Raw genomic sequence first — 13,217 nt, 5'->3', positions numbered from 1 at the left:
AGTCTGCCCTTTTATGAATAATCAGCGTTGCGTGACGAAATCCACCTGGTCGAGATTGATGGCGGTCACGTTGACGGTCACATCCAGCTCCACGCTGTAGGTGCGTCTTTCCCGGCGCAAAAAGAAGAACAGAAACGCTTCTTTTCGCACCGCTTCTTGCGCCTGAACAACCTGCACATCCTGTGGCTCAATACGCAGTAAGATATGCGGTGAGGCTTTCATCACCGCAGCCTGAACGTGGTTGAGGGCGTCGGCAAAGGCGCGCGCTTTGGCGTCGCCCTTCCCCTTCACTCTCACCGTAGTTGTGAACTGTTCTTTCATGCTTACGCGCCGTATTTCTTCTGCCACGCCTGTACCAGACGCTCGCCCAGCTCTTCTTTATCCATAAAGCCAAAGCCCAGCACGTTGCAGCCTTCGTTTATGGCGGTCACCCCCTCATCCACGGAGCGCATGCCGTATTTGGCCTTGTAGCCATATTTGGTCTGAGCGGTGATGGCGCCCGCGCCGCCGCTGCCGCAGAAGGAGATCCCGAAGGTGGCGTTTTCTGCTTTCATCACGTCACCGAGCTTCATATCCGCTGCCATGCCCGGTACGACAACCGCGCGTCCGCCGGCTTTTTCCACACCCGCAGCCACTTTCTGACCTTTACCCAGGCGATCGCCAATCACGACTGTAATCTGTTCCATGTGTTGCTCCTTAAAGGTTGTCTTTCGCGACTTCGAAGTGAACGGAGAGCAGCCAGGCCTCTTCATCAGGAAGGTTGCCGAACTGCGCTACCACTTCACGGGCGAGTTGCATTGAATCTGGTGAAATTTCGTCAAACAGCTCTGCTTCAACCTCTGGCAGCGGCTCGCCGGTCACGGACCGGTGCGCCATTGCGCGAACGTGGGAGGTCAGCATCTGCTCCTGTACCGCGTTGGGAATGATGTTGTGCCGGGCCAGCAGGGCGTAGACCTGCTGAAGCATGGTGTTCGCGAGCTGTTCTGTTTGCACCGCCTGTTCCCCAACGTCGTTCATTACCGCTCCGTTAATCACTCGTCTTACCCCGTTAATGGCTCTGGAATAAAACTAACGTCGAGGGGGAATTGTTTGTAGCGAGTTGTTTTCCACTTCGAAGTGGAAAGGCGAGCAGCGGCAGTGATCTGTGCCACATAAATGCGGTGAATCTGTATAAATCGCTGGATTTACGTGATGAATATCACGCTATTACGCGGCATTAGACTGGTAAGCGGAGTGGAAAAGATTACGAGCAGGCTCGTAGAAATGTGACGTGGATAAGGTTTTCTTATGGGGATCCGCTAGAGTGGCGGCGGGTGCTTGAGACTGACCGTCTCAGGCATGGGACGGAAAGTGGAAAGCCCCGCCTGATAAAAAATCAGGGCGGGGGCTCGAAACGACACGTCGGACCGTGGAGTTCGCTACCTCGCCCGCTTTAAAGCAAGGAGGCATCCATGAAACGCAGAAACCCAAGTATCGGGGTTTTGATGATTATTTCTTTGACAATAATCATCTTAACGCTGGTGACGCGGAAAACACTGTGCGAGATCCGTTTTCGTAACGGCTCGCTTGAAGTGACAGCGCGGATGGATTGTCGCTCCGGCAAGTAGGGAGCAACGATGCGGGGGCGCATCATGCGCCTCCGCATACGGGGAGAGGACGTACAGCTCAGGCACCCAATTAACGATACTTTTTGTGGTACGTGTTGCGGGTCGCGACAAACTGATCGGCTGCCGCCTGGGCTTCTTTCACTTTGCCTTCGTTCGCCAGCTTCAACGCGCCGTCAATCTGGCCGAGCAGCACGTCAAAACCGTGGCGGTAGTCTTTCATCTCGGCGCTGTCTGCCGCTTTGCTTTCCAGCTTCGGCGGCGTCGCTTTTTGCGCATCCAGCGCGGCTTCACGCATTTTAGTCAATGCGTCTTTCATGTCCGCCGCATTGTCCGTTTTCTGCACCACCTTCAGGTTTTCACTGAGGATGTCCATGTTGTCTTCGAGATCGGCAGCAAACGCAGACGAGCCAAGAACCAGCGTTGAAGCCGCGACGATCGCTAACAGGTGTTTACGCATTGCTCACTTCCTTTTTTTATTATTAATCACGCTCTTACGGGGATTATTGCCCGGCGATTTTCATCTCCGGCAGTAATACAGAACCACACTGAATATTGCTGCGTGTTTCAATATCGTTACCGACCGTAACAATATTGCGCCACATGTCCTTCAGGTTGCCGGCGATGGTGATTTCGCTCACCGGATACTGAATTTCACCGTTTTCGACCCAGAAGCCCGCTGCACCGCGAGAGTAGTCGCCGGTGATACCGCTCACGCCCTGCCCCATCAGCTCGGTGACCACCAGGCCGGTGCCCATCTCTTTCAGCATCTGTTCAAAATTCAGGCCCTGTCCGGCAATGCGCCAGTTATGAATGCCGCCCGCGTGCCCGGTGCTTTTCAGCCCCAGCTTACGCGCGGAGTAGTTGGTCAGCAGCCACTGGGTCAGAATGCCGTCTTTCACGATATCACGACGTTCCGTGCGCACGCCTTCGCTGTCGAACGGCGTAGAGGCCAGCCCTTTCAGCAGGTGTGGGTGCTCTTCGATGGTCAGCCATTCCGGCAGGATCTGCTTGCCCAGCGAGTCGAGCAGGAAGGTCGATTTACGGTACACCGAACCGCCCGCAATCGCTCCCACCAGATGACCAAACAGGCCGGTTGCCACTTCGTTGGCAAAAATGACCGGCGCTTTCATGGTGGAGAGTTTACGCGGCGAAAGGCGTGACAGCGTGCGTTCGGCGCACGCTTTTCCCACCCACTCCGGAGACTGCAAATCTCCCAGCGCGCGGCCAATGGTATACGCGTAATCACGCTCCATATCGCCGTTTTCTTCGGCGATGACGCAGCTGGAAAGCGAGTGGCGGGTTGAGCAGTACCCCTGCAACATGCCATGGGAGTTACCAAACACTTTAATGCCGTAGTGGCTGTTAAAGCTGCCGCCTTCGGTATTGGTGATGCGTTTGTCAGCCTGCAAAGAGGCCTGCTCGGCTCGCGCGGCCAGCTCAATGGCTTCATCCGGCGTCACTTCCGCGGGATGGAACAGATCGAGATCCGGCGCGTCAAACGCCAGCAGCTCTTTATCGGCCACGCCAGCGTAAGGGTCCGGGGAGGTGTAACGTGCGATATCCAGCGCCGCCTGCACCGTACGGGCGATGGCATCCGGGCTCAGATCGGTAGACGACGCGCTGCCTTTACGATTCTGGTGATACACCGTGATCCCCAGCGCGCCATCGCTGTTAAATTCTACATTCTCCACTTCGCCATAGCGGGTGCTCACGCTAATGCCGGTGGTTTTGCTGACCGCCACTTCGGCGCCATCTGATTTACCTGAAGCGAGCGTCAGCGCGGTGGAGACGGCTTCTTCCAGGATCTTACGCTGCGCTTCAACTTGTGAGGTTACTTTCATCGCAAATGCCATACTGTAAGAGAGAGTTAAGTGAAGTCTAACAGAGAACCGTTTTTCAGTGCGCGTCTTAACTGGTAACATTAGCCTCTTTTTTTAAGGAGCCTGACATGACTAAGCAGCCCGAAGACTGGCTCGACGACGTTCCCGGTGATGACATCGAAGACGAAGATGATGAGATCATCTGGGTCAGTAAAAGTGAAATTAAACGTGACGCCGAAGAGTTAAAACAGCTTGGCGCAGAAATGGTAGAACTGGGTAAAAACGCGCTGGATAAGATCCCGCTCGACCAGGATCTGCGTGATGCCATTGAACTGGCACAGAAAATCAAGAAAGAAGGGCGTCGCCGCCAGCTTCAGCTTATCGGTAAACTGCTGCGTCAGCGCGACGTGGAGCCGATCCGTCAGGCGCTGGACAAACTGAAAAACCGCCACAATCAGCAGGTTGCGCTGTTCCATAAGCTGGAGCAGATCCGCGATCGTTTGATCGAGCAGGGTGATGACGCAGTACCTGAAGTGCTGAATCTGTGGCCGAATGCCGACCGCCAGCAGCTGCGATCGCTGATCCGCAACGCGAAGAAAGAGAAAGAAGGGAATAAGCCGCCGAAGTCTGCGCGCCTGATTTTCCAGTATCTGCGCGAGCTGTCTGAGAACGAAGAGTAATCTGTGCGGGTTTGCGCCGGATGGCGGCGTAAACGCCTTATCCGGCCTACAAGGTCGTGCGAAAAAATGTAGGCCCGGTAAGCGCTAGCGCCACCGGGCTTTTTTTTACTCTGCGGCCGCGGCTTTCTTCGCCAGACCGTCCAGCAGCTTCTGATGGATACCACCAAACCCACCGTTGCTCATCACCAGAATGTGATCGCCAGGCTGTGCGGCTTTCACCACCATATCCGCTAAGACATCCACGTCCGCACTCCAGTGCGCCGGCTGAATGCAGGCGTCTGCCACTTCCGCCACCTGCCACGGAATATGCTGCGGTTGCAGCAGGAAGACTTCGTCGGCACGTCCTAAGGACGGCGCAAGATCGTCTTTGCAGATGCCCATTTTCATGGTGTTCGAACGCGGTTCCAGCACGGCCAGAATGCGCGCGGTGCCGCCAACTTTGCCACGCAATGCGGCAAGCGTCGCCAGAATGGCCGTTGGGTGGTGCGCGAAATCGTCATACACGGTAACGCCGTGGGCTTCACCGCGCAGCTCCAGACGGCGACGGGCGTTGATAAACGAGCCCAGCGCATTGGCGGCATCCGCAGGCAGTACGCCCACGTGACGCGCCGCGGCGATCGCCATCAGGCCGTTGTGCATGTTGTGCTCGCCCACCAGGCCCCACTTCACCTCGCCCACTTTCTCACCGTCGAGCAGCACTTCCCATTCGGAGGCATCCGCGTTGAGCTTTTTCGCCTGCCAGTGCCCCTGCTCGCCAACCAGCTCCTGCTCGCTCCAGCACCCCATCGCCATAGTCTGCTTCAGGTTGATGTCGTTCTCCGGCAGGATAATGCGGCCCTGACCCGGAACAATGCGCACCAGATGGTGGAACTGTTTCTGAATCGCTTTCAGGTCGTCAAAGATATCCGCGTGATCGAACTCAAGGTTGTTGAGGATCAGCGTGCGTGGGCAGTAATGCACGAACTTGGAGCGCTTGTCGAAGAACGCGCAGTCGTATTCATCCGCTTCAATCACAAAGAACGGGCTGTCGCCCAGACGCGCGGAGACGTCGAAATTCCCCGGTACGCCGCCGATCACGAAGCCCGGCTTGTAGCCGCAGGCTTCGAGGATCCAGGTCGCCATACCGGCGGTGGTGGTTTTGCCGTGCGTCCCGGCAACGGCGACAACCCAGCGGTCGCGCAGGACAAAATCATGCAGCCACTGCGGGCCAGACATGTACGGGATATTGCGTTCCAGCACCGCTTCAACGCATGGATTCCCACGGGTCATGGCGTTACCCACGATCACCAGATCCGGCTGCGGCTCCAGCTGGCTGGCGTCATATCCCTGAATCAGAGAAATTCCCTGCTTCTCGAGCAGCGTGCTCATCGGCGGATACACATTGGCGTCCGAACCTGTCACTTCATGGCCCAGCGAGCGCGCCAGCATTGCCAGTCCGCCCATGAAAGTGCCACAAATCCCCAATATATGAATGCGCATACGTCACTATCCTTCTTCAATGTGGCGCACATTTTACTCACATGTCAGCGGCTGTGAAACGCATTTCAGGTAAATCCGTATTTTGCTGGCGCGATTCACCTCTGCGCTAATATTTGAATGTTTGTTAAGATTGTTGGACATCAACCGCTTTACTCAACATAAGATGCAGGGAAAGTGTTATGAAAACGTTAGGTGAATTTATTGTCGAGAAGCAGCACGAGTTCTCTCATGCTACGGGTGAGCTCACTGCTTTGCTGTCGGCAATAAAGCTGGGCGCTAAGATCATCCACCGCGATATCAACAAGGCCGGTCTGGTCGATATCCTGGGTGCCAGCGGTGCCGAGAACGTTCAGGGTGAGGTTCAGCAGAAACTCGACCTGTTCGCCAATGAAAAACTGAAAGCTGCACTGCGCGCGCGCGACATCGTTGCGGGTATCGCCTCTGAAGAAGAAGATGAGATCGTCGTATTCGAAGGGTGTGAACACGCGAAATACGTTGTTCTGATGGATCCGCTGGACGGCTCCTCCAACATCGACGTTAACGTTTCTGTCGGTACCATTTTCTCCATCTACCGTCGCGTCACGCCGGTTGGCACACCGGTGACGGAAGAAGACTTCCTGCAACCGGGCAGTAAACAGGTTGCTGCCGGTTATGTGGTGTATGGCTCGTCCACCATGCTGGTGTACACCACCGGCTGCGGCGTACACGCCTTTACCTACGATCCGTCCCTGGGCGTGTTCTGCCTGTGCCAGGAGCGTATGCGCTTCCCGGAGAAGGGCAACACCTACTCCATCAACGAAGGCAACTACATCAAATTCCCGAACGGCGTGAAGAAGTACATCAAATTCTGCCAGGAAGAGGATAAAGCCACCCAGCGCCCATACACCTCGCGCTACATCGGCTCGCTGGTGGCGGATTTCCACCGTAACCTGCTGAAGGGCGGTATTTACCTCTACCCAAGCACCGCCAGCCACCCGGACGGAAAACTGCGTCTGCTGTACGAGTGCAACCCGATGGCATTCCTGGCCGAACAGGCAGGCGGCAAGGCGAGCGACGGTAAAGAGCGTATTCTGGATATCGTGCCGGAAAGCCTGCACCAGCGCCGTTCATTCTTCGTCGGCAACCGCCATATGGTGGATGACGTTGAACGCATGATCCGCGAATTCCCGGACGCGTAACGCACGAAAAGGGGAGCCAGGCAGGCTCCCCTTTTTTTCAGGCCGTTTGCATCGTCAGCTTGAAGGAGGCCATCGCTTCCATCAGCTCGCGCGACTGTTCCTCCAGGGAACGAGTTGCCGCAGATGATTGCTGGACCAGCGCCGCATTTTGCTGCGCCGTTTCATCCATCTGATTGACGGCGATATTCACCTGCTCAATACCGCGGCTCTGCTCCTGGGACGCCGTCGCAATTTCACGCATCAGTTTGGTCATACGCAGTACTTCGGTGGCGATCTCGTCCATCGTCTCACCGGCCTGCTGCGCCAGCTCGCTGCCCTCGTTCACGTGGGTTTGCGAATCGCTGATAAGCGAGCGGATCTCTTTCGCCGCATCAGCACTGCGGCTGGCGAGATTACGCACCTCACCCGCCACGACCGCAAAACCTCGCCCCTGCTCACCCGCACGCGCCGCTTCAACGGAGGCGTTCAGCGCCAGAATATTGGTCTGGAAGGCAATGCCGTCGATGACGCTCAGGATATCGGCGATGCGCGCCGAACTGCCGGAGATGTCGCGCATCTTCTCAATGACATAGCAGACCATTTCACTGCCGTGATCGGCGGTATCGGAGACCGACTTCGCCAGCTGGTGCGCCTGCTCGGCGTTATCGGCGTTAAGTTTCACCGTGGCGGTGATCTCTTCCATGCTGGCGGCCGTCTGCTCCAGCGAGGTGGCGGTGGATTCCGTGCGCTGGGCCAGGTTCATATTCCCGGCCGTCAGCTCGCGGCTGCCGGTATCAATCTGCGAGCTGGCGTCACGCACCCGCAGAACCGAGTCCATCAGCGACTGGCGCATCCCTTCGATCGCCGCGTTAAGGCGATTAAATTCCTGGCTCGCCGGCGCGTTCAGGGTATGGGTTAAATCCCCGGCCGCCACATGTTCCAGCTGGGCAATCGAGGCTGAAAGCGGCTTGAGCAGCATATGGCGCAGCACCAGCCAGGCCAGCACGATAATGCCAGCCGTCAGCAGCGCCGCGACGATAATCAGGATCAGCACGCGGGTTTTACTCGCCTGCACGGCGCTCACCTCCGCTTTACCGCGCGCCTCGCTCCATGCCTGGAACGCCTGCATATCGTTATCAAACTGCTTCGCCACCGGGACCAGCTTGTTTTCCAGCAGATCGTAATAGCTGTCCGCGCTTTGCTCGTTCAGGGCTTTCAGCATCGGGCTGATACCCTGCTGGTTGTACACCGCCAGACTCGCGGCAACGTTATCCAGCAGCTTTTGCCCCTGCTCATCCGCCACGCCGCTGCCGATCACGTCCTTCAGCGTTTTCTGTGCCAGCGCCACTTCCTGGTTAATGGTTTTGACCGCCCTGGCCGCATCGTCCAGCAGGCCGACCTCCATCATGCGGACGGCCTGCCCCGCTTCGTTACGCGCGCGCAGGATCAGCGTATAGCCGGCATTCAGCTGCACCATCTGTTCACCCTGAAGATGATTGATGCGCTGGAGAGAAGCGGAACTTTGTGTAAGGGCATAAATGCCGATGCCGCTGACAATCAGCAGCAGAAGGGTCATAACGGCCAGTAAAGAGAGCAAGCCGGTACGAATCGATAGCGTTTTAAGCATGATGTTATTTCCGGTAGCGAGATATTTCTGGGCATAAAAAAAGAATATCGGCCGCTACCGGAAAATGTTTAGAGTTTAAGCAATTTCAGCATGTTATCGCTCTGTTAAAGATGTATTCACCCGGGTAACAGGCGAGCTCTGGCGGTTCTCCCACAGCACCGTCAGGCCGCGCTGGAGCGCGATAAAAATAAACAGCAGAATGCCGATGGCGATTTTGGTCCACCAGGAGCTGAGCGTGCCGTCGAAGTTGATATAGGTCTGAATCAGCCCCTGGATCGCCACGCCAAACAGCGTGCCGAGCACCGTCCCCACCCCGCCACTGAGCAGCGTACCGCCAATCACCACCGAGGCTATGGCGTCCAGCTCAACGCCCACCCCCGCCAGGGCATAGCCTGCCTGGGTATAAACCGAGAATACAATCCCCGCGAGGGTGGCCAGCCCGGTCGAAAGCATGTAGATGCGAATAGTCGTGCTGCGCGTGGAAATTCCCATCAGGTTCGCGGACGTGGCGCTGCCGCCAATGGCATAAACCTGGTTACCAAATCGGGTACGGTGGGCGAGGAAGATCCCGATCACCACCACGCCCAGCATCAGCAGCCCCATTGCGCTCAGGCGCCCCCCGCCGGGAATTTTCCACGCCAGACTGGAGAGCGTGTCGTAGATCGGATGGTTAATTGGAATTGACTCCTCCGACACCAGATAGCTCACGCCGCGCAGGAAGAACATCCCGGCGAGGGTGATGATAAAGGCCGGGATTTTCAGCGCATCGATCAAAAGCCCCATAAAGGCGCCGAACGCGCAGCCCATGACCAGCACCAGCGGAAAAGCCAGCAGCGGCGAAATCCCCCAAAAGCCAATCGCCTTGGCAAGGAACACGCCGGTAAAGGCGATCACCGACCCAACGGAGAGGTCGATCCCGCCGGAGAGGATCACAAACGTCATGCCGACGGCGATAATGCCTAAAAAGGCATTGTCGGTCAGGATGTTGCAAATCACCCGCGTGGAGGCGAAGCCCGGGAACTGGGTCAGGCAATAGAGGTACCCCAGCACGAACACGCCCAGCGTGATCATTAACGGCAAATTACGTTTTATCATGACCGCGGTTCCCCTTAATGAGAGTGATAAAGCGCGGCGACTGCACGATAAGTACGATAAGCACCACGACCGCTTTGACGACCTGATTCAGCTCCGGCTGGAACCCGGAGAGCAAAATACCGGTATTCATACCCTGAATAATCAACGCCCCCACCACCGAGAGCAGCAAATTAAAACGTCCGCCCATCAGCGATCCACCGCCGATAACCACCGCGAGGATCGCATCCAGCTCGAGCCAGAGTCCGGCGTTATTGGCATCCGCTCCGCGAATATCGGCGGCCACGATCACCCCGGCAATCGCAGCACAGACGCCGCTCAGCACGTAAGTCAGCATCACCATCAGCCGCGTATTTACCCCGGCGTTTTTCGCGGCCCGAATGTTAATCCCCACCGCTTCGATGAACATCCCGAGCGCCGTTTTGCGGGTGAAAAGCCAGAACATCACCAGCGTCACCAGCGCGACGATCACCGGCGTCGGGAAGAACAGAAAATTACCGCTGCCGATCCACGCCAGGCTCGGGGAGTTAAAGGTGACGATTTGACCGGAGGTGATAAGCTGCGCCACACCGCGCCCGGCCACCATCAAAATCAACGTCGCGACAAACGGCTGGATCTTGAGCACTGCGACCAGAATGCCGTTCCATAGCCCGGCTAATACACCGGAGCCCAGCGCGGCCAGCAGAACCACCGGCAGGCTGTGCCCGGCGACGGTCATCGAGGCGGCGGTGGCGCCCGCAATCGCCATTACCGCACCGACGGAGAGGTCGATCCCGCCGGTGGCAATGACCAGCGTCATACCAATCGCCAGCAGCGCCACTGGCGCGGCACGGTTTAAGATGTCGATCGGGCTACCAAACAGGCGGCCATCCTGCACGACGATCTGGAAAAAATGCGGAGCCACCAGGCTATCCACCAGCAGCACCAGCAGCAGCGCCACGATTTGCGGCGTGCCGGTCGGCCAGGTGAAGCGGCGCTTCGCTTCGCCAGTTTGCGAAAGAGAACGGGACATCACATTTGACTCCTTACGCCGCGATGGCATTCATGATCGCCGGTACCGACAGTTTATCCAGCGGGATCTCTGCCACCTGCCTGCGATCGCGCATGATGATGACGCGATCGGCATAGCCGACCAGCTCCTCCAGCTCGGACGAGATCACCAGCAGCGCCAGACCGTCGGCGCAAAGCGTTTCGATAAGCCGGATGATTTCGGCATGCGCGCCCACGTCGATACCGCGCGTGGGCTCGTCGAGGATCAGGAACTGCGGCTTGGTGAGCAGCCAGCGAGAGAGCAACACCTTCTGCTGATTACCGCCCGAGAGGAACTCGATGGGCTGTTCCGCGCTCGGGGTACGTATACCGAGCTGGCGGATGAAGCGCTCGGCAATCGCGTTCTGCTCGCGCTTAGGGATCGGACGCAGCCAGCCGCGCTGGGCCTGTAGCGCCAGAATGATGTTTTCCCGCACCGAGGCGGCGGCAATAATCCCGTCCGTTTTCCTGTCCTCCGGACAGAAGCCCACGCCGAGGCACGACGCCTGATGCGGTGAACGTAGCGTTTGTGGTTTGCCTTTGATCAGCGCCGTTCCGCTGTCGGCAGGTTTGATGCCGAAGATGACTTCGGCGGTTTCGGTGCGCCCGGAGCCTAACAGCCCCGCCAGACCCACAATTTCACCGGGGCGTACCTCGAGGTTAAACGGCGCGATGGTCCCTTTTCTGCCGTAATCGTGAAACGCGGCGATCGGTTTTTCGCTCAGCAGCGTACGGCCCGCGCGCTGAAGCGCGTTGGTCTCGAGCTCGCGGCCCAGCATCATTTTGACCAGCTCTATCTGCGGCAGCTCGCGGGTTTCCCGGCAGCCGACAAAGCTGCCGTTGCGCAGCACCGTTATACGGTCGCTCACCTCGTAAACCTGATCGAGGAAATGCGTCACGAAAATCAGGCTGACGCCCTGATTACGCAGCTGGCGCATCAGGGTAAAAAGCATCTCCACTTCCTGGGTATCGAGGCTGGCGGTGGGTTCATCGAGGATCAGCACTTTCGCCGAGAGATCGATAGCGCGACAGATCGCGACGATTTGCTGCATCGCTACGGAAAAACGGTTCAGTGGTTCGCGCACGTCGAGAGAGAAGCCATACGATTCCATCAGCTTCGCGGCGCGCGCTTCCATCTCTTTGCGGCGCAGCAGGCCAAAACGTCTGGGTTCGCGGCCAATAAACAGGTTATCCGCTACCGACATGTTTGGCAGCAGGTTCACTTCCTGGTAGACCGTGCCGATCCCCAGTTGCTGGGCATGCGCGGTGTTTTTGGGCGAAATGGCGTTACCTTCCAGCCAGATAGCGCCGCGATCGGCGTGATAGACCCCGGTCAGGGTTTTAATCAGCGTCGACTTCCCCGCCCCGTTTTCGCCGAGCAACGCCATGATCTCCCCACGCCGCAGGCTGAAATCAACGTTATCCAGCGCCTTAACGCCAGGGAAAAATTTACTCAGGCCCTCTGTGCGGAGGATTTCCTGGTGTTGTTCGGTGGTCATGGTTTCCCCCTGCATCAGGCCGGATGACGCTACGCTTATCCGGCCTACAAAAGAGCGTATCGTAGGCCGGGTAAGCGCAGCGCCACCCGGCAATTTCACTGGATCAGTAGCCCATATTTTTCTTCTTCTCTAACTCTTCTTTCGCCGTGTCCGGCAGGTAGAGCGTGGATTTGGTGATGGTCAACTTCTCAGGCTGGGTGCCGTCTTTCTTGAATTTCTCCAGCGCATCGAATGCCGGGCCCGCCATATTTGGCGTCAGCTCCACGCTGGCGTTCGCTTCGCCGTCAAGCATCGCTTTGTAGATGTCCGGTACGCCGTCGATCGAGCCGGTGAGGATATCTTTGCCCGGCTTCAGGCCCGCTTCTTTGATGGCCTGGATGGCGCCGATCACCATGTCGTCGTTGTGGGCGTAAACCATGCAGATATTTTTGCCGTTATTTTCTGCCTTGATGAAGCTTTCCATGACCTCTTTACCCTTACTACGGGTGAAGTCGCCGGACTGAGAACGGATGATCTTAATGTTTGGTGCTTTGGCGATGGCCTCCGCGAAACCTTTCTTACGGTCGATAGCCACGCTCGCCCCGACGGTGCCCTGCAACTCAACCACGTTACACGGCTTGCCATCCACCTGCTTCACCAGCCAGTCACCAATCAGTTTGCCTTCCAGCACGTTATCGGCGGTGACGGTGGTCATATAGAGAGATTTGTCTTTTACGTCGATGGAACGGTCGAGCAGGAAGACCGGAATTTCAGCATCTTTGGCTTCCTTCAGCACCGGCTCCCAGCCCGTGGCGACAACCGGGGCAATAAAGATGGCATCCACGCCCTGAGCGATAAACGAGCGCACCGCTTTAATCTGGTTCTCTTGCTTTTGCTGACCATCGGCGATTTTCAGCGTAATACCGCGCTTTTCGGCCTCACTTTTCGCCACATTCGTTTCAGCGGCGCGCCAGCCAGATTCAGATCCGACCTGCGAAAATCCAACGGTTAAGGGTGCGGCCATCGCCATAGACGACATGGCTGCCGAAACTGCTGTAACAAGAAGTAAGCGCTTCCACATATGAACGTCCTCGTAGGGTAGGTTATTGTTGGTTAAAAGATGTTCCGCGGATGAACTATAGCCAATGGAATATGTTACGGATTGCGTTACATCACACTTCAGAAAAGTGAATAAAACGTTAATCACAAGTTTGTAATCGCTTTCATTTCAACATTTAAAATGCGGCT

General features: G+C 57.0%; 14 protein-coding genes. 3 read left to right on the top strand and 11 right to left on the bottom strand.

Features of this window, described 5'->3' with window-relative positions; genetic code table 11:
- Nucleotides 1-21: 21 nt before the first annotated feature.
- Genes L379_RS20220 through L379_RS20230 form a run of 3 tightly spaced genes read right to left on the bottom strand, consistent with a single transcriptional unit; the run spans nucleotide 22 to nucleotide 1,035 of the window.
- The gene (locus L379_RS20220) at nucleotides 22-321 is read right to left on the bottom strand and encodes a DUF4312 family protein (RefSeq protein WP_006810338.1); all 300 of its coding nucleotides are present in this window, start codon (nucleotides 319-321) and stop codon (nucleotides 22-24) included.
- Between the two features lie 2 nt (nucleotides 322-323).
- The gene (locus L379_RS20225) at nucleotides 324-686 is read right to left on the bottom strand and encodes an SFCGS family glycine-rich protein (protein WP_006810339.1); all 363 of its coding nucleotides are present in this window, start codon (nucleotides 684-686) and stop codon (nucleotides 324-326) included.
- A gap of 10 nt (nucleotides 687-696) precedes the next feature.
- Entirely contained in the window at nucleotides 697-1,035 is a 339-nt protein-coding gene (locus L379_RS20230) for a PRD domain-containing protein (RefSeq protein WP_026080657.1), read from the bottom strand.
- Between the two features lie 416 nt (nucleotides 1,036-1,451).
- Here L379_RS20230 and L379_RS24770 point away from each other — a divergent pair, with 416 nt between their 5' ends.
- Nucleotides 1,452-1,607 (top strand): Hok/Gef family protein, encoded by a 156-nt coding sequence (locus L379_RS24770; RefSeq protein ID WP_017383916.1) that lies wholly within the window; start codon nucleotides 1,452-1,454, stop codon nucleotides 1,605-1,607.
- Between the two features lie 70 nt (nucleotides 1,608-1,677).
- On the opposite strand, the gene cybC is transcribed toward L379_RS24770, so the two are convergent.
- Both cybC and pmbA read right to left on the bottom strand, forming a co-directional pair.
- Complete coding sequence (gene cybC / locus L379_RS20235; protein WP_032652320.1) at nucleotides 1,678-2,064, bottom strand: cytochrome b562; 387 nt, start codon at nucleotides 2,062-2,064, stop codon at nucleotides 1,678-1,680.
- Nucleotides 2,065-2,107: 43 nt separating this feature from the next.
- Nucleotides 2,108-3,460 (bottom strand): metalloprotease PmbA, encoded by a 1,353-nt coding sequence (pmbA, locus tag L379_RS20240; protein WP_015572506.1) that lies wholly within the window; start codon nucleotides 3,458-3,460, stop codon nucleotides 2,108-2,110.
- A gap of 95 nt (nucleotides 3,461-3,555) precedes the next feature.
- On the opposite strand from pmbA, the gene yjgA reads away from it, so the two are divergent.
- Entirely contained in the window at nucleotides 3,556-4,107 is a 552-nt protein-coding gene (gene yjgA, locus L379_RS20245) for a ribosome biogenesis factor YjgA (protein WP_003856072.1), read from the top strand.
- A 105-nt stretch (nucleotides 4,108-4,212) separates the two neighbouring features.
- On the opposite strand, the gene mpl is transcribed toward yjgA, so the two are convergent.
- Nucleotides 4,213-5,586, bottom strand: a complete 1,374-nt coding sequence (gene mpl, locus L379_RS20250; RefSeq protein WP_017694649.1) for a UDP-N-acetylmuramate:L-alanyl-gamma-D-glutamyl-meso-diaminopimelate ligase — start codon at nucleotides 5,584-5,586, stop codon at nucleotides 4,213-4,215.
- 179 nt (nucleotides 5,587-5,765) lie between these two features.
- On the opposite strand from mpl, the gene fbp reads away from it, so the two are divergent.
- Nucleotides 5,766-6,764 carry a class 1 fructose-bisphosphatase gene (gene fbp / locus L379_RS20255; RefSeq protein WP_003856070.1) on the top strand — a complete coding sequence of 333 codons (999 nt, stop codon included), beginning with the start codon at nucleotides 5,766-5,768 and terminating at the stop codon, nucleotides 6,762-6,764.
- 37 nt (nucleotides 6,765-6,801) lie between these two features.
- Here the strand turns inward: fbp and L379_RS20260 are convergent, their stop codons facing one another.
- The 5 genes from L379_RS20260 to ytfQ all read right to left on the bottom strand — a co-directional run bounded on the left by L379_RS20260 (nucleotide 6,802) and on the right by ytfQ (nucleotide 13,050).
- Complete coding sequence (locus L379_RS20260) at nucleotides 6,802-8,370, bottom strand: methyl-accepting chemotaxis protein (RefSeq protein WP_015572503.1); 1,569 nt, start codon at nucleotides 8,368-8,370, stop codon at nucleotides 6,802-6,804.
- A 93-nt stretch (nucleotides 8,371-8,463) separates the two neighbouring features.
- Nucleotides 8,464-9,465: a galactofuranose ABC transporter, permease protein YjfF gene (gene yjfF, locus L379_RS20265; protein WP_017383921.1), complete on the bottom strand. Its 1,002-nt coding sequence runs from the start codon at nucleotides 9,463-9,465 to the stop codon at nucleotides 8,464-8,466.
- Nucleotides 9,452-10,477 carry a galactofuranose ABC transporter, ATP-binding protein YtfT gene (gene ytfT / locus L379_RS20270; RefSeq protein ID WP_017694652.1) on the bottom strand — a complete coding sequence of 342 codons (1,026 nt, stop codon included), beginning with the start codon at nucleotides 10,475-10,477 and terminating at the stop codon, nucleotides 9,452-9,454. Before ytfT ends, yjfF begins: the two co-directional genes overlap by 14 nt.
- 10 nt (nucleotides 10,478-10,487) lie before the next feature.
- Complete coding sequence (gene ytfR / locus L379_RS20275; protein WP_017383923.1) at nucleotides 10,488-11,990, bottom strand: galactofuranose ABC transporter, ATP-binding protein YtfR; 1,503 nt, start codon at nucleotides 11,988-11,990, stop codon at nucleotides 10,488-10,490.
- Between the two features lie 103 nt (nucleotides 11,991-12,093).
- Entirely contained in the window at nucleotides 12,094-13,050 is a 957-nt protein-coding gene (gene ytfQ / locus L379_RS20280; protein WP_032647019.1) for a galactofuranose ABC transporter substrate-binding protein YtfQ, read from the bottom strand.
- Nucleotides 13,051-13,217 lie beyond the last annotated feature (167 nt).

Origin of the sequence: Enterobacter sp. MGH 33 (assembly GCF_000534535.1) — a bacterium.
Classification (GTDB): Bacteria; Pseudomonadota; Gammaproteobacteria; order Enterobacterales; family Enterobacteriaceae; genus Enterobacter; species Enterobacter hormaechei_C.
Note: the sequence above shows the minus strand (reverse complement) of the source record. Positions and strands in the feature narration are given on the sequence as shown.

Excerpts from the sequence above, each read along its gene's own strand:
- L379_RS20220 (WP_006810338.1), bottom strand. The coding sequence starts at position 321 with ATGAAAGAACAGTTCACAACTACGGTGAGAGTGAAGGGGAAGGGCGAC.
- fbp (WP_003856070.1), top strand. The coding sequence starts at position 5,766 with ATGAAAACGTTAGGTGAATTTATTGTCGAGAAGCAGCACGAGTTCTCT.
- yjfF (WP_017383921.1), bottom strand. The coding sequence starts at position 9,465 with ATGATAAAACGTAATTTGCCGTTAATGATCACGCTGGGCGTGTTCGTG.
- L379_RS20225 (WP_006810339.1), bottom strand. The coding sequence starts at position 686 with ATGGAACAGATTACAGTCGTGATTGGCGATCGCCTGGGTAAAGGTCAG.
- mpl (WP_017694649.1), bottom strand. The coding sequence starts at position 5,586 with ATGCGCATTCATATATTGGGGATTTGTGGCACTTTCATGGGCGGACTG.
- ytfQ (WP_032647019.1), bottom strand. The coding sequence starts at position 13,050 with ATGTGGAAGCGCTTACTTCTTGTTACAGCAGTTTCGGCAGCCATGTCG.
- L379_RS24770 (WP_017383916.1), top strand. The coding sequence starts at position 1,452 with ATGAAACGCAGAAACCCAAGTATCGGGGTTTTGATGATTATTTCTTTG.
- cybC (WP_032652320.1), bottom strand. The coding sequence starts at position 2,064 with ATGCGTAAACACCTGTTAGCGATCGTCGCGGCTTCAACGCTGGTTCTT.
- ytfR (WP_017383923.1), bottom strand. The coding sequence starts at position 11,990 with ATGACCACCGAACAACACCAGGAAATCCTCCGCACAGAGGGCCTGAGT.
- L379_RS20260 (WP_015572503.1), bottom strand. The coding sequence starts at position 8,370 with ATGCTTAAAACGCTATCGATTCGTACCGGCTTGCTCTCTTTACTGGCC.
- pmbA (WP_015572506.1), bottom strand. The coding sequence starts at position 3,460 with ATGGCATTTGCGATGAAAGTAACCTCACAAGTTGAAGCGCAGCGTAAG.
- yjgA (WP_003856072.1), top strand. The coding sequence starts at position 3,556 with ATGACTAAGCAGCCCGAAGACTGGCTCGACGACGTTCCCGGTGATGAC.